The sequence below is a fragment of the Pseudomonas fluorescens genome (assembly GCF_003732425.1).
GTDB classification, from domain to species: domain Bacteria; phylum Pseudomonadota; class Gammaproteobacteria; order Pseudomonadales; family Pseudomonadaceae; genus Aquipseudomonas; species Aquipseudomonas fluorescens_BE.
In genome coordinates this window covers 893,408-913,258 of the sequence record NZ_MOBX01000014.1, presented here as the reverse complement: position 1 = coordinate 913,258, position 19,851 = coordinate 893,408, and the positions used below count along the sequence as shown (strand labels likewise).

Annotated in this window: 19 protein-coding genes; 8 read left to right on the top strand and 11 right to left on the bottom strand. The window is 58.6% G+C overall.

What is annotated here, in order from left to right; translation table 11 throughout:
* Position 1 precedes the first annotated feature (1 nt).
* From flgK to BK670_RS21365, 7 genes are all read right to left on the bottom strand, one after another.
* Positions 2 to 2,047, bottom strand: a complete 2,046-nt coding sequence (flgK, locus tag BK670_RS21395; RefSeq protein WP_123452659.1) for a flagellar hook-associated protein FlgK — start codon at positions 2,045 to 2,047, stop codon at positions 2 to 4.
* 24 nt (positions 2,048 to 2,071) lie between these two features.
* The gene (gene flgJ / locus BK670_RS21390; protein WP_123452657.1) at positions 2,072 to 3,364 is read right to left on the bottom strand and encodes a flagellar assembly peptidoglycan hydrolase FlgJ; all 1,293 of its coding nucleotides are present in this window, start codon (positions 3,362 to 3,364) and stop codon (positions 2,072 to 2,074) included.
* Between the two features lie 11 nt (positions 3,365 to 3,375).
* Entirely contained in the window at positions 3,376 to 4,464 is a 1,089-nt protein-coding gene (locus BK670_RS21385; RefSeq protein WP_259697583.1) for a flagellar basal body P-ring protein FlgI, read from the bottom strand.
* A 27-nt stretch (positions 4,465 to 4,491) separates the two neighbouring features.
* Positions 4,492 to 5,187: a flagellar basal body L-ring protein FlgH gene (flgH, locus tag BK670_RS21380; RefSeq protein WP_038363773.1), complete on the bottom strand. Its 696-nt coding sequence runs from the start codon at positions 5,185 to 5,187 to the stop codon at positions 4,492 to 4,494.
* A 52-nt stretch (positions 5,188 to 5,239) separates the two neighbouring features.
* Positions 5,240 to 6,025 (bottom strand): flagellar basal-body rod protein FlgG, encoded by a 786-nt coding sequence (gene flgG, locus BK670_RS21375; protein ID WP_123452655.1) that lies wholly within the window; start codon positions 6,023 to 6,025, stop codon positions 5,240 to 5,242.
* Positions 6,026 to 6,070: 45 nt separating this feature from the next.
* Complete coding sequence (locus BK670_RS21370) at positions 6,071 to 6,811, bottom strand: flagellar basal body rod protein FlgF (protein WP_123452653.1); 741 nt, start codon at positions 6,809 to 6,811, stop codon at positions 6,071 to 6,073.
* A 351-nt stretch (positions 6,812 to 7,162) separates the two neighbouring features.
* A complete protein-coding gene (locus tag BK670_RS21365; RefSeq protein ID WP_123452651.1) occupies positions 7,163 to 8,725 on the bottom strand; it encodes a sigma-54-dependent transcriptional regulator in 1,563 nt (520 codons plus the stop codon).
* Positions 8,726 to 9,101: 376 nt separating this feature from the next.
* Between BK670_RS21365 and phhA the strand changes: the two genes are divergently transcribed.
* The 6 genes from phhA to BK670_RS21340 all read left to right on the top strand — a co-directional run bounded on the left by phhA (position 9,102) and on the right by BK670_RS21340 (position 13,504).
* Positions 9,102 to 9,893, top strand: a complete 792-nt coding sequence (phhA, locus tag BK670_RS21360; RefSeq protein ID WP_007965510.1) for a phenylalanine 4-monooxygenase — start codon at positions 9,102 to 9,104, stop codon at positions 9,891 to 9,893.
* 117 nt (positions 9,894 to 10,010) lie between these two features.
* Entirely contained in the window at positions 10,011 to 10,367 is a 357-nt protein-coding gene (locus tag BK670_RS21355) for a 4a-hydroxytetrahydrobiopterin dehydratase (RefSeq protein ID WP_003222798.1), read from the top strand.
* A complete protein-coding gene (locus tag BK670_RS21350; RefSeq protein ID WP_123452648.1) occupies positions 10,367 to 11,560 on the top strand; it encodes an amino acid aminotransferase in 1,194 nt (397 codons plus the stop codon). The genes BK670_RS21355 and BK670_RS21350 overlap by 1 nt, the downstream gene beginning before the upstream one ends.
* A 257-nt stretch (positions 11,561 to 11,817) precedes the next feature.
* Complete coding sequence (locus tag BK670_RS30005) at positions 11,818 to 11,949, top strand: hypothetical protein (protein ID WP_259697582.1); 132 nt, start codon at positions 11,818 to 11,820, stop codon at positions 11,947 to 11,949.
* 34 nt (positions 11,950 to 11,983) lie between these two features.
* Positions 11,984 to 12,202, top strand: a complete 219-nt coding sequence (locus BK670_RS21345; RefSeq protein WP_259697581.1) for a hypothetical protein — start codon at positions 11,984 to 11,986, stop codon at positions 12,200 to 12,202.
* Positions 12,203 to 12,316: 114 nt separating this feature from the next.
* Positions 12,317 to 13,504, top strand: a complete 1,188-nt coding sequence (locus BK670_RS21340; RefSeq protein WP_185036812.1) for an MFS transporter — start codon at positions 12,317 to 12,319, stop codon at positions 13,502 to 13,504.
* Here BK670_RS21340 and arfB read toward each other — a convergent pair.
* Positions 13,501 to 13,914, bottom strand: a complete 414-nt coding sequence (gene arfB / locus BK670_RS21335) for an alternative ribosome rescue aminoacyl-tRNA hydrolase ArfB (RefSeq protein ID WP_095050152.1) — start codon at positions 13,912 to 13,914, stop codon at positions 13,501 to 13,503. The two genes, BK670_RS21340 and arfB, sit on opposite strands and share 4 nt — an antisense overlap.
* A gap of 157 nt (positions 13,915 to 14,071) precedes the next feature.
* Between arfB and queC the strand changes: the two genes are divergently transcribed.
* Positions 14,072 to 14,770 carry a 7-cyano-7-deazaguanine synthase QueC gene (gene queC / locus BK670_RS21330; protein WP_123452644.1) on the top strand — a complete coding sequence of 233 codons (699 nt, stop codon included), beginning with the start codon at positions 14,072 to 14,074 and terminating at the stop codon, positions 14,768 to 14,770.
* Between the two features lie 49 nt (positions 14,771 to 14,819).
* On the opposite strand, the gene BK670_RS21325 is transcribed toward queC, so the two are convergent.
* Both BK670_RS21325 and BK670_RS21320 read right to left on the bottom strand, forming a co-directional pair.
* The gene (locus tag BK670_RS21325; protein ID WP_123452642.1) at positions 14,820 to 15,695 is read right to left on the bottom strand and encodes a queuosine precursor transporter; all 876 of its coding nucleotides are present in this window, start codon (positions 15,693 to 15,695) and stop codon (positions 14,820 to 14,822) included.
* Positions 15,679 to 16,284 (bottom strand): helix-turn-helix transcriptional regulator, encoded by a 606-nt coding sequence (locus BK670_RS21320; protein ID WP_123452851.1) that lies wholly within the window; start codon positions 16,282 to 16,284, stop codon positions 15,679 to 15,681. The genes BK670_RS21325 and BK670_RS21320 overlap by 17 nt, the downstream gene beginning before the upstream one ends.
* Positions 16,285 to 16,793: 509 nt before the next feature.
* On the opposite strand from BK670_RS21320, the gene BK670_RS21315 reads away from it, so the two are divergent.
* Positions 16,794 to 18,143, top strand: coding sequence for a serine hydroxymethyltransferase (locus tag BK670_RS21315; RefSeq protein WP_123452640.1), 1,350 nt, complete (start codon positions 16,794 to 16,796; stop codon positions 18,141 to 18,143).
* A 68-nt stretch (positions 18,144 to 18,211) separates the two neighbouring features.
* Here BK670_RS21315 and BK670_RS21310 read toward each other — a convergent pair whose 3' ends face one another.
* Entirely contained in the window at positions 18,212 to 19,630 is a 1,419-nt protein-coding gene (locus BK670_RS21310) for an amino acid permease (protein ID WP_123452638.1), read from the bottom strand.
* Between the last annotated feature and the right edge of the window lie 221 nt (positions 19,631 to 19,851).

The window sequence follows — 19,851 nt, the reverse complement described above, 5'->3', positions numbered from 1 at the left end:
CTTAAAGGCTGTTGATCAGCGTGGCGAAAGTTTCCTGCGCAGCTTTGATGATCTGCGAAGACGCTGTGTAGTACTGCTGATATTTGACCAGGTTGCCGGTTTCTTCATCCAGGTTGACCCCGGACAGCGAATCGCGCGCGCCTTTGGCGTTATCCAGAATCGCTGTGGTCGCGGCACTGTCGGACTTGCCTTGGGCAGTCTTGGTGCCGACGTTGGTCACCAGCTTGTTGTAGGCGTCAGTCAGGCTGATGCCCTTGCTCGCCGAACCGGTATCGACGGTCTGCGCCGTTTGCAGGGCGACCAGCGATTGCGCGTTGCGGTTGTCCGAAGACGCCGCACCGGTCAGGTTCATGGTGAAGGTTTCACCGGACTTCGGCGTGCCGCCCACGGTGGTCTGCACGGAGAAGGTTTTCTGTACGTTCGGCGTAACGCTGGTGTCCAGCACCGGGTTGCCGCTGGCATCGACGATGCCGACTTTAAGTTCCAGCGTGTTCGATTGACCGGGAACGATAGTGCCGCTGCTGATGAGGCCGCCCTTGGCATCCACAAAAGTGTAAGCCTGGCTGCCGCCGGTAACCGCGCCGAACACCAGCTTGACCGGCGTCGAATTCTTCAGCGCCGCCTGCATGTCAGCCTGGGCAGTCGGGTTGTAGATATCGATCTTGCTGGTAAGCGTCGGCTGGGTGTAATTGCCCAGACCGTTGGCGCTGGCCACACCGGTCAACGGACCGGCCGCAGCGATTTTCTTCGGATCGGTGAGCACCGTCTGGATGCTCGCCGCCGCGTTGCGGGTCGGCGTGACTTTGAAGCTGTCACCGGCGCTCAACGCACCACCCTTGAGAGCGAGGGTGAAACCGTCGATCACTGGAGGCGGATTGGTTGTGGTGCTGAAAGCGCCCAGATCGGTGCCGTCGGAGCGCTTGACGGTGTAGTCCGTGGCGCTGGTGAACGTCACTTGATAATCGCTGGTGGTCAGCTTGCCGGTGTCCTTGATGGTGACATCGAGGTTACCCGAACCGGTGCTGTTGCCCGACTGCGCGATGCTGCGCGAACTGATCAGCGCCGCACTGTTAATGTTGTTGAAAATCGCCGCGCCAAAGTCACCGTTTTTGTCGATGCCCTGGGCTTGCTGGCTGTTGACCTGATCAGCGATCACCAGCGCCACGCGGCCCAACTCGTTGAGCGATGGGTCGAGGACTTCTTTGCGGTAAGTCAGCAGGCCGCCGATTTCACCACCGCTCATTGCCGAGGTGATGTCGATGGTGCTCGAACCGCGATCCATCTGAATGGCCATGCGCGACGGATCGGTTTTGCTCGCGACCATGCTCAGCGTGTTGGTGGTGTTGCCGATCACCAGCGGCTGACCGCTGCCGATGTAGACATCGAAACTGGTGCCGCGCTCGACGACCTGCGCACCCGTCAGTTCGGAGAGCTGGCGTACGGCCTCGTTACGGCTGTCGAGCAGATCGTTCGGCGCACCACCGCTGGTGGAGATCTCGCCGATCTTCTGGTTCAGGTTGGCAATCGAGGTCGCCAGTTTGTTCACCTGGGCCGTCATGTCGCCAAGGCTGCCGTTGATGGTGGTGTTCTGGTCGTTGAGCTGTTTGGCGATGGTATTGAAGCGACTGGTCAGCGCCTGCGCACCGGTCAGCACCGATTGACGGGAGGTGTCATCGGTCGCCGACGTCGAAACGCCCTGCATCGTGGTGAAGAACTTCTGCAGCACACCGGTCAGGCCGGTGTTGGTGTCCGACAGCATGGAGTCCAGCGGCGTGGCCTGCGCCAGGTAAGCAGCCGATTCGCTGTCGAGCGAGGTGGCCGTGTGCAGTTGGCTTTCCAGGTACGAGTTGTACACCCGGCGCACGTCGGCCAGGGTCGTACCCGTACCGATGAAGACGGTGCCGAACTGCTGCGAGGATTTGGTGCCCTGCACGGTTTGCTGACGTGAATAACCGGCGGTGTCGACGTTGGCAATGTTGTTGCCTGTCGTAGCCAAAGAGGACTGGCTGGCCGACAGTCCCGACATCCCGATATTGAGCAAACTCATGGTTCAGACCTTATACCTTGTGCCTTATAAAGGCGTGGTGGATACACCCGCCGCAGCGTAGTTTTGGAAACTGTTCATCTGCTTGGCTATCTGCGAAATCTTGTTTGCGTAGTTCGGGTCGGTGGCGTAACCGGCCTTTTGCAACTCGCGTACAAACTGTTCTGGGTTATCGGCAGACTTCACAACATCTTGATAGCGATTATTGCTCTGCAGCAAAGTCACCAGATCGTGGAAGCTGTCCTTGTACGAGGCATAGGAACGGAACTCGGCCGTCTCCTTGACCATCTGCCCGTCGCGGAACTCACTGGTGATCGCCCGGGCCGAATCGCCCTTCCAGTTGCTGCTCGCCTTGATGCCGAACAGGTTGTGACTGCTACTGCCATCCTGGGCACGCATGACCGACTTGCCCCAACCGGTTTCCAGCGCCGCCTGTGCCACCAGATAACGCGGATCGACACCGATGCGATCGGCAGCTTCTTTGGCCATTGGCAGCATGGTGTTGACGAATTCGTCGGCGGAACTGAAGGCTTTTTTCGCTGGCGCCAACGGGATCTGCGCCATGGCGCGACCGTAGATCTGCATCTGTCCGCCCGAGGCTTTTTCGCTCTCGGCGCGGGCCAGCCAGTCGCCGTTGTACAACGGGCCGGCGCCGGGGGTGGCAGCGGTTGCGGCGCGTTGCGGCAACTGCGTTGCAACTGCCGGCGTGGCCGATGGCACCAGCCCGGCGAGCAAACGATCGGCCAGTTTCGGCGGCAAGGCCAGACGACGCTGGTTGATCAGTTCCATGTCGTTGCGATGAGCCAATTGCGTATTCGGCGCGTTCACCGAACGCGAGGCCCACAACGGGCGCTCGCCATTGAGTCGCGACAGCGGGCCGTTGGTGGCAACGGTGCCAGCGGCAATCGGCGTGGCCACGGCAGCGGCTTTCGCCTTGGCTTCTTCCTGCTTGGCGGCAGACGCGGCAGCGGCCTCGCCCGGCGCCATCGGTTTGTTCTTCGACATCTGGCGCATCAGCACGTCGGCCAGACCGATACCACCACCCTCGCGGGACATGGAAACGGCCAGTTGCTGGTCGTACATTTCCTGATACTGCTTGGCCGCCGGCGTGTTGAGCGGGTTGTCCTGGCCCAGCGCTTCGGTGGCGGAACGCATCGACTTGAGCATTTCGCCAAGGAACAGCGATTCGAATTCCTGCGCCACTTTGCGCATGTTCGCATCGCTGTTCTTGTCGCCGACCTTGAGTTGGTTCAGACGATTGAGGTCCGAGTAGGAACCCGAATCGCTGCTGCTGACCAGACCGCTCTTGCGCATATCCATGATGGTCGGCCTCAGATCACGATCAGGTCGGCTTGCAACGCGCCGGCCTGCTTCAGGGCTTCAAGAATCGCCATCAAGTCACCCGGCGCCGCGCCGACCTGGTTCACCGCCCGCACGATCTCGTCGAGGGTGGTGCCCGGGCCAAACTTGAACATGGGTTTGGCTTCTTGCTCGGCATTGACCCGCGAGCGCGGCACGACAGCGGTCTGGCCGTTGGACAGCGGGCCGGGCTGGCTAACAATCGGGTCTTCGGTAATGGTCACGGTCAGGCTGCCGTGGGTCACGGCGGCCGGCGACACTTTCACGTTCTGGCCGATGACGATGGTGCCGGTACGCGAGTTAATGATGACTTTCGCCACCGCCTGGCCCGGATCGACTTCGAGGTTTTCCAGGATCGACAAGTAGTCGACACGCTGGCTCGGATCGAGCGGCGCGGTGACCCGGATCGAACCGCCGTCGATGGCTTGCGCGACACCAGGGCCGAGCATGTCGTTGATCTTGTCGACGATGCGTTTGGCCGTGGTGAAGTCCGAGCGATTGAGGTTCAGCGTCAGGCTGTTGCCCTGGTTGAAACCGCTCGGCACCGAACGCTCCACCGAGGCACCGCCCGGGATGCGACCGGCCGACGGAACGTTGACAGTGATCTTCGAACCGTCACGACCTTCGGCATCGAAACCGCCGACCACCAGGTTGCCCTGAGCGACTGCGTAGACGTTGCCGTCGATACCCTTGAGCGGGGTCAGCAGCAGTGTGCCGCCACGCAAACTCTTGGAGTTACCGATCGAGGAAACGGTAATGTCGACCTGCTGACCCGGCTTGGCGAACGCCGGCAAGTCGGCACTGATTGACACTGCCGCAACGTTCTTCAACTGCACGTTGCCTGATCCCGGCGGCACCTTGATGCCGAACTGCGAGAGCATGTTGTTGAAGGTCTGCAGGGTGAACGGGGTCTGTGTCGTCTGGTCGCCAGTGCCGTTAAGCCCGACCACCAGGCCGTAACCGATCAACTGGTTGGAACGCACGCCGGAAATGCTGGCGATATCTTTCAGCCGCTCGGCATGGGCACCAAAAGCGGCGGACATCATGGTCGCCGCCAGCATGAAGCTTTTCAGATTCAACGTAGCCACCTAGAAAGGGAACAGCGGGCTGAGGAAGAAACGGTCGAACCAGCCTGGCTGACTCGTATCGGCAAACGCGCCGGTACCCGAGTAGGTGATGCGTGCATCGGCGACCCGGGTCGACGACACGGTGTTGTCCGTGGCGATGTCATCGGCGCGTACCAGACCGGCGATGCGCACCAGTTCGTCACCGGTGTTCAGCGTCAGCCACTTCTCGCCACGCACGGCGATAATGCCGTTGGGCAGCACGTCAGCGACGGTCACGGTGATCGAGCCGGTCAGGCTGTTGCTCTGCCCGGACTTGGCGTCGCCCTTGGTCGAACGGTCGGCGCTATAGCCGGCGTTCAGACTCAGGTCGTTGCCCCCGATCGGGTTGTTGGTGGTCAGGCTGGAGCCGAACAACGAGGTCAGACCGACCTTGTTATCGCTGTTCTTGTCCATCTGCGAGTTGGCGTTCTTGCTCGCCTGCGTGCGCTCGTTCAGGGTGATGGTGATGATGTCACCGACCCGGAAAGCCTTGCGGTCGCTGTACAGGTTCTGCTCGAAACCGGCCTGATAGATCGAGCCATTATTGGCGGCAGCCGGCAGCGGCGTGCGCGGCAACACCGGGGCGTAGTAAGGGTCATTGGGCTTGGGCGTCGGAGCGACGCAGCCCGCGAGCGAGACGACCCCACTCAATGCCAGAACAGATACGAAGCGATTCATGACCCTACCTCACGGTGTTGCAGGCGACCTCATGGCCGCCTCATAGACTTGATTACAGATTCTGCGTTACGAACGAGAGCATCTGGTCGGCGGTGGAGATCACCTTGGAGTTCATCTCGTAAGCGCGCTGAGTGGTGATCATGTTGACCATCTCTTCAACGGTGCTGACGTTGGAAGTTTCCAGGGTGTTCTGCAAGGTGGTACCGAAACCGGCCAGACCCGGAGTGCCGACTTGCGGTGCGCCGGAAGCGGCGGTTTCCAGGAACAGGTTGTTGCCCACTGCCTGCAGACCGGCCGGGTTGATGAAGTCAGCGGTTTGCAGGTTGCCGATCACCTGCGACGCGGCGTTGCCAGCGACAGTGATGGACACCGTGCCGTCGCGGCCGACGGTGAAGGTCTGCGCGTCGTTCGGAATGACGATGGCCGGTTCCAGAGCGAAACCGCTGGCGTTGACGATCTGGCCGTTGGAATCGAGGTGGAAGGTACCGTCACGGGTGTAGGACGTGGTGCCGTCCGGCTGCAGGATCTGGAAGAAACCGCGACCGTCGATGGCCATGTCCAGCGGCTGCTCAGTGGTTTGCAGGCTGCCGGCGGTGAAGTTTTTCTGGGTGCCGACGATGCGCACACCGGTACCCACTTGCAGACCCGACGGCAGTTCGCTGTCCTGGGTCGACTGGGCGCCTGGCTGACGCTTGATCTGATAGAGCAGGTCCTGGAACTCGGCGCGGTCACGTTTGAAACCCGTGGTCGACACGTTCGCCAGGTTGTTGGAAATGGTGGTCAGGTTGGTGTCCTGGGCGGACAGACCGGTTTTGGCAACCCATAGAGCCGGAAGCATTCGATTCTCCTCGTGCGCCTGTTTTTCGGCGCGACGTTCTGATAATTAGCTGATCTGCAAGACCCGAGCCATGGCCTGGTCGTCGTCTTTGGCGGTGTTCATCATCTTGACGTGCAACTCGAACTGCTTGGCCAGGGCCAGCACCGAGGTCATCTCTTCAACGGCGTTGACGTTGCTCGACTCGAGGAAACCCGACACCAGTTTGACGTTGGCATCAGCCGGCGCCGGCTGGCCGTCCTTGGTGTAAATCGAGCCGTCGAGGCCCTTGTTCATATTCTTGATGTCCGGGTTGACCAGTTTGATCCGGTCGACTTCCGCCATGACGCGCGGGCCTTCGCCCATCGCACGAATACTGATGGTGCCGTCTTCACCGACTTCGATCTGCTGCTCGGGCGGCACGGCGATCGGACCGCCATTGCCCATTACCGGCATGCCGTTGCCGGCACGCAGCACGCCGAGGGCGTCAACGTTGAGGCTGCCGGTGCGCACGTAGCTTTCGCCGCCGCTGGGGTTCTGCACGGCGATCCAGCCATTGCCGGTGACGGCGACGTCGAGGTCACGACCGGTCTGCACCAGCGAGCCAGGGGTGAAGTCGGTGGCGGGCCGTTCGCTCATGGCAAACGCACGCGCCGGAAAGCTGTCACCGAACACCGGCATCGAACGCGCCTGCTCCAGGTCGCGCTGAAAACCGTTGGTGGAGATGTTCGCCAGGTTGTTGGCATGAGCCTTCTGCGCCAGTGCGTTCTGGCTGGCGCCGGTCATTGCCACATAAAGGTACTTGTCCACACTCTTTCCTCTGCATGCCGGACGTTTGCCGCCCACCGCTGTACTGCTGAGCCATAAGCAATTTGCAGACCAACTTTTTTCTGGCGCACAAAGGCCCGGTAAACAAAGGACTTGAGGGATGGCGAGAGGAAATTTGAAATGTATCGAAGTCGAAAAACCGGCGGTGTTATGCCGCTTCGCGGCAATCGCGCTTTTTGCAGATGGAAAAACAAGCTGTGGCGAGGGAGCTTGCTCCCGCTCGGCTGCGAAGCAGTCGCAAACACGGCTGATGCGGTATGCCTGATTCACCTTGTTGAATGGGTTGGGGGTTGCTGCGCAACCCAGCGGGAGCAAGCTCCCTCGCCACAATAGTTACTCGGCTGAGTCCTTGCCCACCTCATACTCACGCAGCTTGTTGGCAATGGTCGTGTGCGAAACCCCCAGCCGCTTGCCCAACTGTCGACTGCTCGGGTGCTCGGAATACAGCCGCTCCAGCACCGCCTTCTCAAAGCGCCCGACAATCTCGTCCAGACCACCTTCCAGCGAGAAATCGCCAAGCGGCTGACGCACGCCGTAATCCGGCAGCCGAATATGCTCGGCTTTCACCGTGCCGCCATCGCACAGCGAAACCGCCTGGAACAACACGTTCTCCAATTGCCGCACGTTGCCCGGCCAATGGTAATGACTGAGTCGATCCATCGCCGCCGGCGCCAGCTTCGGCAGCGAACAACCGATCTGCCGACTGGCCTGATCGAGGAAGTGCTCGACCAGCGGCGTCAGCCCGTCGAGGCATTCGCGCAGCGGCGGGATGTGCAGCGAGAGCACGTTCAAACGGTGATACAAGTCCTGACGAAACTCGCCGCGCGCGCACAACTCGGACAAGTCCACCTGCGTCGCGCAGATGACCCGCACATCCAGATAAACCTCTTCATCACTGCCGACCCGCCGGAAGCAGCCATCCTGCAGAAAGCGCAGCAACTTCACCTGCAAGCGCGGGCTCATCTCGCCGACGCCGTCGAGAAACAGTGTGCCGCCCGCCGTCAACTCCAGTAGTCCAAGCTTGCCCTCGGCCCGTGCCCCTTCGAAAGCGCCGGGGCCATAGCCGAACAGCTCGGTCTCGGCCATCGACTCCGGCAGGCCGGCGCAGTTGAGCGCCATCAGCGGTGACTGCCCACGCGGGCTGGCGAGGTGACAGGCGCGCGCGAGCAATTCCTTGCCGGTGCCGGTTTCACCTTCAATCAATAGCGGCGCATCCAGCGGCGCCATACGCCGTGCTTCGCGCACCACAGCGGCCATCACTTTCGAACTCTGGAAGATGCTGTCGAAGCCCCGCAGCTCCTGCTTGCGCACGTTGTAGATGCGCTCGCCAACCCGGTCGGCGCGATGCAAGGTCAGCACCGCGCCAGCCATGGCTTCGCTGTCGTCATGTTCCGATTGCAGCGGCGCGATGTCGGCGAGAAAGATGTCGCCCTTGACCTTGACCCGCATGCCATTGATCCGCGATTTGTTGGCGCGCACCAGTTCCGGCAAATCGAAATCCTCGGCGTATCGCGATAGCGGAATGCCTGGCACTTCATCGACGCGTACACCGAGCAACTGCGCCGCCGCTCGGTTGGCGGCGACGATCGAGCCGCCCATGTCGATCGACAGCACCGGAAACTCGAGTGCGCCGAGCAACGCGTTCAACTCCATGTGCCGACGTTCGCTCGGCATCAGGCCCACACGCTTGACGCCAAATACCCCGGCAATCGCCTCGAATTTCGGCCGCAACGCCTGGAACTGGATGTTGATCAGGTTCGGGCAATGCAGGTAGATCGCGTTGCCATGCTCACCACCGACCTCACCGCGCGCCACGTTGATCCCGTAAGCCACCAGCAGGTTGAGAATGTCGCGCAGGATGCCGATGCGGTTTTGGCAGTGGACTTTGATGCGCATATAAATGACCCGACAGACCAGTAAAAAGGTTGAACACAGACCCTGTGGGAGCGAGCCTGCTCGCGAAGGCGGCGTCACATTCAGCAGTAATGTGTCAGAAAGACCGTATTCGCGAGCAGGCTCGCTCCCACAGAGGATATTTTCTGCCGAGGCGCGCAGATAGTTGTCAAGATTATGTGACAGCCACCGACCTTTTCAAACCTGCGAATCACCGTAAACGCGAGATATCCGTCAAAGCGTAACGATTACTTTACGAATTACAGAGAAATTTCCTACGCAGAGGCGATTCAACCTGCTGCACATCAACCTGCTCTCGGGTAATCCTGAATCCATCGCTGGACATAACAAGAACGAATTCCCCTAGCAGGAGAGCAGTATGAAGCAGACGCAATACGTGGCCCGCGAGCCCGATGCGCAAGGTTTTATCGACTACCCCGCCGAAGAACACGCGGTGTGGAACACGCTGATCACTCGCCAACTAAAGGTGATCGAAGGGCGTGCGTGCCAGGAGTACCTGGACGGTATCGAAAAACTCGGTCTGCCCCACGACCGCATTCCGCAACTGGGCGAGATCAACAAAGTGCTCGGCGAGACCACCGGCTGGCAGGTCGCCCGTGTGCCGGCGCTGATCCCCTTCCAGACTTTTTTTGAACTGCTGGCCAGCAAGCAGTTTCCAGTCGCAACCTTTATCCGCACCCGCGAAGAACTGGACTACCTGCAAGAGCCGGACATTTTCCACGAGATCTTTGGTCACTGCCCGCTGCTGACCAACCCGTGGTTCGCCGAATTCACCCACACCTACGGCAAACTCGGTTTGCAGGCCACCAAGGAAGAACGTGTTTATCTGGCGCGTCTGTACTGGATGACCATCGAGTTCGGCCTGGTCGACACCCCGCAAGGCAAACGCATCTACGGTGGCGGCATTCTGTCCTCGCCGAAAGAAACCGTTTACTCGCTGTCGGACGAACCTGAGCATCAGGCGTTCGATCCGCTCGAAGCCATGCGCACGCCCTATCGCATCGACATCCTGCAACCGCTGTACTTTGTCCTGCCGAACCTTAAGCGTCTGTTCGACGTGGCCCATGAAGACATCATGGCCATGGTTCGCCAAGGCATGCAGCTGGGTCTGCACGCACCGAAATTTCCGCCGAAACCGAAAGCCGCGTGAACCGCGACTTTTGCAGACAATTGAGCCTGTCCGTCGCCGCCACTTTGGTTTAGCGTGACGGCATTGACGGCTCAAAAGCTTTAATAAAAAAAACACACTCGATTTCAGGAATACACCATGTCCACTTTGAACCAAGCCCACTGCGAAGCCTGCCGCGCCGATGCGCCACAAGTCAGCGACGAAGAACTGCCGATCCTGATCAAGCAGATCCCTGACTGGAACATCGAAGTACGCGACAGCATCATGCAGCTGGAAAAAGTTTTCCTGTTCAAGAACTTCAAGCACGCCCTGGCGTTCACCAACGCGGTCGGCGAGATCTCCGAGGCCGAAGGTCATCACCCGGGCCTGCTGACCGAATGGGGCAAAGTCACCGTGACCTGGTGGAGCCACTCGATCAAAGGCCTGCACCGTAACGACTTCATCATGGCCGCGCGCACTGACGAAGTGGCCAAGACCGCAGAAGGACGCAAGTAATGCACTTCGACGCCATCGGCCGGGTACCCGGCGACCCGATCCTCGGCTTGATGGAGGCGTATGCGCAGGACACCAACCCGCGCAAATTCGACTTGGGCGTTGGAGTCTACAAGGACGCTCAGGGCCTGACGCCGATCCCGGAGGCGGTGAAAATCGCCGAAGCGCGGCTGGTCGAAAGCCAGGACACCAAGACCTACATCGGCGGCCACGGCAACCCGCTGTTCGGCAAAGTCATCAATGAGTTGGTGCTCGGTGCCGGCTCGAAGCTGATCGCCGAACAACGCGCCGGCGCCACCCAGACCCCGGGCGGCACCGGTGCCCTGCGTCTGGCCGCCGACTTCATCGCCCAATGCCTGCCGGGCAAGGGCGTGTGGCTGAGCAACCCGACCTGGCCGATCCACGAAACCATTTTCGCCACGGCCGGGGTCAAGGTCAGTCACTACCCGTACGTGGGCAGTGACAACCGTCTCGACGTCGACGCCATGCTTGCCGTGCTCAACCAGGTGCCGAAAGGTGATGTGGTGCTGCTGCACGCGTGCTGCCACAACCCGACCGGTTTTGACTTGAGCCATGACGACTGGCAGCGCGTGCTCGATGTGGTGCGCGCGCGTAATCTGCTGCCGCTGATCGACTTTGCCTACCAAGGCTTTGGCGATGGTCTGGAGCAGGATGCGTGGTCGACCCGGCTGTTCGCCGCCGAAGTGCCAGAGTTGCTGATCACCAGCTCCTGCTCGAAGAACTTCGGCCTGTACCGCGACCGCACAGGTGCGCTGATTGTCTGCGCGAAAACCGCCGACAAGCTCATCGACATCCGCAGCCAACTGGCCAACATCGCCCGCAATTTGTGGTCGACGCCGCCAGATCACGGCGCTGCGGTGGTCGCGACCATCCTCGCCGACCCCGAGCTGAAAGCCCGTTGGGCCGATGAAGTGGAAGCCATGCGTTTGCGTATCGCGCAACTGCGCAGCGGCCTGGTCGAAGCGCTGGAACCGCACGGTCTGCGTGAACGCTTTGCGCACATTGGCGTGCAACGCGGGATGTTCTCTTACACCGGGCTGTCGCCGGAGCAAGTGAAACAACTGCGTGAGCATCACAGCGTGTACATGGTCAGCTCGGGCCGGGCGAACGTCGCCGGCATCGACGCTACGCGCCTCGCGCTGCTGGCCGAAGCCATCGCCGACGTCAGCAAGTAATACCGCAATACCCTGTAGGAGCCGCCGAAGGCTGCGATCTTTTGATCTTTTTTAAAGCAGGATCAAAAGATCGCAGCCTTCGGCAGCTCCTACATTTGTTTTGTGGTGACCTGCAGGTTTTGCCCTCCCCTGCGGCCATCTGTCGCATTAATTTGAATTAAAAGTCTGATTGTCATTTTTCCTGCTGTATCCTGCGCAGGCTTTCAAGAAGCGCGGATCTACCAGATCTATCAACAGACTTAGCGAGGAGCGCAACCATGCACGAGATTCCTAATCTCCCCTTCCCAAGCCTGCACGTACCTGAGCAGACGACCACGCAGCAAGCCGGCGCCCAACAGCCCGAGCCGAAAGAAGCCGTTGAGAGCCGCCCGGCCGACAACAAAGAGTAAGACCCGTCGTACAGACCGTGTGGAAAGCGCTAACATGCGCTTTCCACACTGCCTGAACCCCGAGCCTGCCATGACCGACGAATTCTCCGAAAGCCAAGCTGCCGTACTGATCGGCGCCACCGAGAAAATGATCGAGATCTGGAGCCGCCTCTCGCCCGAGAAACAGGCCGCCCTGCTCGCCCGCTTCGGCAGCGAAGAAAATGCCCTGGCAGCGCTGGTCACCACTCAACTGGTTGCCCCCGCCAAACCTTGAAACGGCCTCCCGGCAAATAGTTTTACTTTTCCCGCCCCAGACGCCTCCACGCCGGTATCATAAGCAGCCTATCTAATCTGCCGCTCCCGTGGATCGTTACCCATGTCGTCCTCTATGCCAGAACCCCAGCGCCCCCTGGCGGTCACGCTGCAAGTCGTTTCCATCGTCCTCTTCACCTTTATCGGTTACCTGAACATCGGCATTCCGCTCGCGGTGCTGCCGGGTTATGTGCACAGTGATCTGGGCTTCGGCGCGGTGATCGCCGGTCTGGTGATCAGCGTGCAATACCTCGCCACCCTGCTCAGCCGTCCGTACGCCGGCAAGATCATCGACAATCAGGGCAGCAAACGCGCGGTGATGATTGGCCTGGCCGGGTGTGGCTTGAGCGGTGTGTTCATGTTGATTTCGGCATGGACACCGAACCTGCCGATGCTCAGCCTGATCAGTCTGTTGATCGGTCGACTGGTGCTGGGCAGCGCCGAAAGCCTTGTCGGTTCCGGTTCGATTGGCTGGGGCATCGGCCGCGTTGGCGCAGCGAATACGGCCAAAGTGATTTCCTGGAACGGCATCGCCAGTTACGGTGCACTCGCGGTCGGCGCGCCGTTCGGCGTGTGGCTGGTCGGCCAGTTGGGGTTGTGGAGCATGGGCGTCAGCATCATCCTGCTCGCGGCGCTGGGCCTGTTGCTGGCCTGGCCGAAAACCGCAGCTCCCATTGTCGTCGGTGAACGTCTGCCGTTCATGCATGTGCTCGGTCGCGTGTTTCCGCACGGTTGTGGTCTGGCGCTGGGCTCGATCGGTTTCGGCACCATCGCCACGTTCATCACCCTGTATTACGCCACGCAGCATTGGGACAACGCCGTGCTGTGCCTGAGCCTGTTCGGCGCCAGTTTCATCGGTGCGCGACTGCTGTTCGGCAACCTGATCAACCGTCTCGGCGGCTTTCGTGTGGCGATTGCCTGCCTGTCGGTGGAAACCCTTGGCCTGCTGCTGTTGTGGCTCGCACCAGACGCACATTGGGCGCTGGCCGGTGCGGCGTTGAGCGGTTTCGGATTCTCGCTGGTGTTTCCGGCGCTGGGCGTAGAGGCTGTAAATCTGGTGCCGGCGTCAAGCCGTGGCGCAGCGGTGGGTGCTTATTCGCTGTTCATTGATTTGTCGCTGGGGATCACCGGGCCTTTGGCCGGGGCGATTGCGGCAGGCTTTGGCTTTGCTTCGATCTTCCTGTTCGCCGCTCTCGCTGCATTGAGCGGACTGGCCTTGAGTGTTTATCTGTACAAGCACACGGCCAAGTACCGCGAAGACTAAAAGTCCACTTTGCCACGCCCGGCCTTGATGCTGCCGCGTTTGGTTTTCGATTCGAGCCGACGCTTCTTCGAGCCGAGGGTCGGCTTGGTCGGGCGGCGTTTCTTTTCGACTTTGGTGGCGCTGAGGATCAGCTCGACCAGACGCTCCAGCGCATCCGCGCGATTGGCTTCCTGCGTGCGGTATTGCTGGGCCTTGATGATCAACACGCCATCGCTGGTGATGCGACTGTCGCGCAGCGCCAGCAGCCGTTCCTTGTAGAACTCGGGCAACGACGAGGCCGGAATGTCGAAGCGCAGGTGCACAGCGCTGGAGACCTTGTTGACGTTCTGCCCTCCGGCGCCTTGCGCGCGGATGGCGGTCAGTTCGATCTCGGCATCCGGCAGATGCACGTTGTTGGAAATCACCAGCATGGAAAAGCATCCGTAATCAGAGTGCACAGGATACCGCGATTAGCTGCAAAGCGACCTGCGGCCTGCGGGCGCAACTTCCAGCGCACTTATATCGAGCGTCATTTCGAGTTACCATTGCGACCTTTAAATTTACCCGTTTAATGCAGGAAGCAGACTTATGAGCAACAAGGCAGTTATCGTTTTTAGTGGTGGCCAGGACTCTACGACCTGCCTGATCCATGCGCTGACCCACTACGATGAAGTCCACTGCATCACCTTCGATTATGGTCAGCGCCACCACGCGGAAATTGAAGTTGCCCAGCAACTTTGCAAACAGCTTGGTGTGACCGTCCATAAAGTAATGGATGTCTCTCTGCTCAATGAACTGGCGATCAGCAGCCTGACCCGCGACAACATTCCCGTGCCGACCGTAAACAGTTCCGGAGAAAGTCTGCCGAGCACTTTCGTACCGGGAAGAAACATTCTGTTTTTGACCCTCGCCTCTATCTATGCGTATCAGGTTCAAGCCAGAACAGTCATCACCGGCGTTTGCGAAACCGACTTCTCGGGTTACCCGGATTGCCGCGATGAGTTCGTCAAGGCGTTGAACAACGCGCTTGAACTGGGCATGGATTACAAGTTACGTCTGGAAACGCCACTGATGTGGCTGAACAAAGCCGAAACCTGGGCGCTGGCTGATTACCACAATCAACTGGACCTGATTCGTCATCAGACGCTGACCTGCTACAACGGTATCGCTGGAAGCGGATGCGGCGACTGTGACGCGTGCAATCTTCGCGCGAAAGGGCTCAACGAGTTCCTGGAAAACAAAGAGCAGGTCATCAACAGTTTGAAATTGAAACTGAAGTTAAACTAAAAAAAGGAACGCTCACTCGGGCTAACCGAGTGAGCGTTTTTCTATTCGATCAAACCTGGTTTCCCGTCAGATACTTTTTGAACAATGACCGCGCCCCGTAGGCGGGCATGATATTAAAGAAAGCAAAACCCACTTTGATCGCGATCTGCACATAGATCATGCTCAAAATCGCGCTATTCTCCATCGTTCCATAGAATGCGATGTAGCAGAACAGAAAGCTGTCGATGATTACCGCAAACAATGTACTCAAGAACACCCGCAAGAAGAGGAATCTGGAGTTGGTCAGTTCCTTGATCTTGCACAACAGATAGGAGTTTATATTCTCGGACACCAGAAACGAAATCGAAGACGCTACCAGAACAGAAGACAATTGACTGATCACGTCATTGTAAGGTCCATCGAGCTTCCACCCCGGCAGCCCCGGCAGATGGGTGGTAATCGCCAATAGAATGATAATCGCCGCATTGCTGATGAACGCAAAGAGAATCGCCCGGCGTGCCAACCGCAGACCAAAGGTCTCGTTCAACAAGTCAACGATCAGAAAGGTCAGCGGATAAAGAAAGGTTCCCGGGGTCACGACAATGTCAAAGTAATCCAGGTAGATCGGCTTGGTCGCCGCAATACTGGTGAAGATATACAGCGTGAACAGCATCAGGTTCAGGATGATGTAGATCATCCAGGAACTCTCATGACGATCATTGATTTCGTAAGCCGTCAGCGCCCCACCCTGGGAGTAGAACTTCTTGTAGAGATTTTTTACTTCGACTTTGTTCAGATTATCCATAATCTCACTATTCAAAACTTCGCTCAGTTTTATTTTAATTATCTTGCCTGTGGCAATCACCATGATAACGGCCAGGCTTTTTCCATTTTCGAACCCCAGCAATTTGTACTTGCTGTTTTCCATTTCAACACTGCAGTCCATTGAATCGTTCCTCGATTACATCCCCGATCACGCCTACACGCTCCGTATCAATACTGCCTTCATGGCATATGGATAACTTCGCCGTGATTTTGTCATAAACCAGTTTTTCCCGGTCGCTGTTCGACGCGCCTTTCTGCACGATCAACAGATCGCCGGACTCATGCATACCGCTGATTTCGTTTTCCAGCAGCACACCAATCAGATTAAAGGACGCGCCAAAATAGTAAGTCAGTGGATAAATCGTCGCCAACTCACCAATTCTTTTATCCAGACTTTGCAGTAGCACACTTTCTTTAATAACCGGAACAGCCGCCGGATTCATATTCCCCTGCGGAGAAATACTGCTTTCGATGATTTCCTTCTCTTCAAAATCAATCGTCTCTATTTCTTCATAAGAAACCCCGAAGAAATCAGAAATCTTGCGCACAGTGGACTGTTGTACATTGACCACCTTGCCTTCAAGAATGTTATAGATGGTGGTACGCGTCAAACCACTGGAGTGACACAAGGACAACTGCGTCTCGCCGCGACTCTTTATCAGGTACTTGATGTTGTTTTTCAGATTCTCCGATCTTTCTCTTCTGTGCATCACATGCTTACCATCCATTTTTAACTGCAATCATTGTCACGCCCCGAATGATCATTCCGGGCATACACAAGTGAGGTAGGAAATTGCAGTTCTATCCCTGTCAGTGCCGCGCGAGATCATAGCACTCTCCCTCCTTGGGTTCGGTACAAAAAGTCCACTGAAAAACGCCACCCTCGACGCTGGCGACTCAAAGCCGTCTCGGAACTGCTGCTGTTTTACACCCGAAGCAACGACAAAAAGAATCATTTTATTTGAAGAATGTTCATTTTTTTGATTAATTCGGTGGCGTTCGTCACCGAAAAATCTATGATGCGTCGAGCTGGCCTCTCATCTTTGAACGTGAAACAACCGAAAATCGGGGGGCCTGTACAGAGTTTAGTTTTGCGCGCACAGCGGGCAGAACACGGATTCGCCTGTACAGATTCGGCAAGCAGGATGTTCGCATCACGCAAAACAGGGAAGTCGCGTTGCGGTTTGCAGCGCACAGTAAACAGGGAAGGAATCAAGCAATGGCAGTCACTACTGAACCGCTCCAGAACCAGGCTGACTTACTCCGACGTGGCCTGGCGGATCTCCGTACCGAAGATGCCGAACTGGCGGCTATTCTCGACGCAGAAGTCACGCGTCAACAGCACACGCTTTCACTGGTCTCCTCCTCCTGCGCAGTCCAGCCGCGAACGTTGGTAGCCTGCGCTTCCGTGCTGGTCAACGTGACGGCAGAGGGCATGTCCGGCAAGCGCTACAGCGCAGGGTGCGAGAACGTCGAACGGGTCGAGTCGCTGGCCATCCGCCGGGCGCGTGAGTTGTTCGGCGCGCAATACGCCAACGTGCAGCCACATTCAGCGTCGAACGCTATTTATCAGGTGCTCACAGCACTGCTTGAGCCTGGCGATACCCTGTTGGGCATGGCGGTGGAACACGGTGGTCATCTCACCCATGGCAGCCTCGCCGCGTTTTCCGGCGCCTACTACAAGGCGATCCAGTACGGCACGACATCCGACGGTCTTATTGATTACGACAAGGTGCGCCTGCTGGCGCTAGCCCATCGCCCACGCGTCATCCTCTGCGGCGCCACTGCCTATTCACGCGTGGTGGATTTCAAACGGTTTCGCGACATTGCCGATGAAGCCGGAGCCATCCTGCTCGCCGACATCTCGCATATCGCCGGGCTTGTCGCCACCGGGCGTCATCCAGGTCCGATCGACGCCGCCCACGTCACCGTCACCTGCACGCACAAGCAACTCGGCGGGCCTCGGGGTGGCTTGATCCTCAGCGGTGCTGATGCGAACACCAAGATTCCCGGTTTGCGCACTACTTTCAGTCGTCTGCTGGATCAAGCCGTTTACCCGCGAATGCAGGGCGCACCCGCCGCCAACATGATCGCAGCAAAGGCTGCCGCGCTGGGTTACGCCATGTCAGCAGAATTCGATGCCTGCATGGCGCAGATCCGCAGTACTGCGGATGAAATGGCCAAAGCGTTTCAGGCCAAGGATTATGAGGTGGTCGGCGGCTGCAGTGAAAACCATACGGTGCTGGTTCGCTTGCGTGGCGGCATCACGGGCGCTATCGCGGAGGCAGCGCTGGGTCACTGCGGGATCATCGTCAATCGCCATCGCGTGCCCGGCGATCACCGCTCGACACTCGTGGCTAGCGGGCTGCGCATCGGCACGGGCGCGCTGGCGCAGCGCCGGGTCGATGTCCACGGCAGCCGCCAGATCGTCGATTTGATCGTGCGGATTCTGAACACGGTGGCGCCGCTCGGCGAACAAGACTACACACTGGAGCCCCTGCTCCTTGCGCAGTTTCGTTCAGAGGTCGAAACCTTGTGCAGGGACTATCCTGTCGCTGACTATCAATAGAGTCCCAGCATTTGCACCCATAAAAAAACCCGGCACTCAGGCCGGGTTTTTCGTTTCTGCGTCAGCGCTTATTTGGCAGCACCTGCCGCATGCACGGCCTGCTGCGCACCGCGCTTGTTCTTGATCACGTAGCAGACCCACATGAACACCACCCACACCGGAATCGCGTACACCGAGATCTGAATGCCCGGGATCAACAGCATCACGCCGAGGATGAAGGCGACGAATGCCAGGCAGACGTAGTTGCCGTACGGATACCACAGCGCCTTGAACAGCGGCGTCTGCTGGGTCTTGTTCATATGCTGGCGGAACTTGAAGTGCGAGAAGCTGATCATTGCCCAGTTGATCACCAGTGTCGCCACGACGAGGGACATCAGCAGTTCCAGCGCGTGTTGCGGGATCAGGTAGTTCAGCAGCACAGCGACCAGGGTCACCGCAGCGGAGGCCAGGATCGAACGCACCGGCACGCCACGCTTGTCGATTTTCGCCAGCACTTTCGGCGCATCGCCCTGCTCGGCCATGCCCAACAGCATACGGCTGTTGCAGTAGGTGCCGCTGTTGTACACCGACAACGCGGCAGTCAGCACCACAAAGTTGAGGATGTGCGCGGCGGTGTTGCTGCCGAGCATCGAGAACACTTGCACGAACGGGCTACCGCTGTACGAATCGCCGGACGCATTGAGGGTTTCCAGCAGGCTGTCCCATGGGGTCAGCGACAGCAGGATCACCAGCGCACCGATGTAGAAAATCAGGATCCGGTAGATCACCTGGTTGATCGCTTTCGGGATCACGGTCTTCGGCTTGTCCGCTTCAGCGGCGGTGAAACCGAGCATTTCCAGACCACCGAACGAGAACATGATGATCGCCATGGCCATCACCAGCCCGCTCACGCCATTCGGGAAGAAACCACCGTGCGACCACAGGTTGCTCACCGAGGCTTGCGGACCGCCATGGCCACTGACCAGCAGGTAACTGCCGAGCGCAATCATGCCGACGATCGCTACGACCTTGATGATCGCGAACCAGAATTCGGCCTCACCGAAGACTTTGACGTTGGCCAGGTTGATCGCGTTGATCAGCACGAAGAAGGCTGCCGCAGAGACCCAGGTCGGGATGTCCGGCGCCCAGTAATGAATGTATTTGCCGACCGCCGTCAGCTCCGACATGCCCACCAGAATGTACAGAATCCAGCAGTTCCAGCCCGACAGGAAACCGGCAAAGCCGCCCCAGTACTTGTGCGCAAAATGGCTGAAGGAACCGGCCACCGGCTCTTCGACAATCATCTCGCCGAGCTGGCGCATGATCATGAAGGCGATGAAGCCGCAGATGGCGTAGCCGAGGATCATCGACGGGCCGGCGGATTTCAGTACCCCGGCCGAGCCGAGGAACAATCCGGTACCGATCGCGCCGCCGAGGGCGATCAGTTGAATGTGGCGATTTTTCAGGCCGCGTTTGAGCTCGCCTGATTGCGAGGGTTGTCCACTCATGAAAAAGGTCTCACGCAAGGTTTGATGATGTTCAGTAGACGTTGCTGCAAGGTTGCGATTTCAGGCAGCCCCGATCAAACCCCAGCGCAGGCACCAGGAGTTCAGCTTATTTACAACGGTCATGCGTCACCTGTTTGTTTTTATCTGTGACGAAATCGAACCCGAAACGCTTGTGGCGCCACGGAGTGAACAAGGCGGATAGCCTTGAGATTTGCGCGATT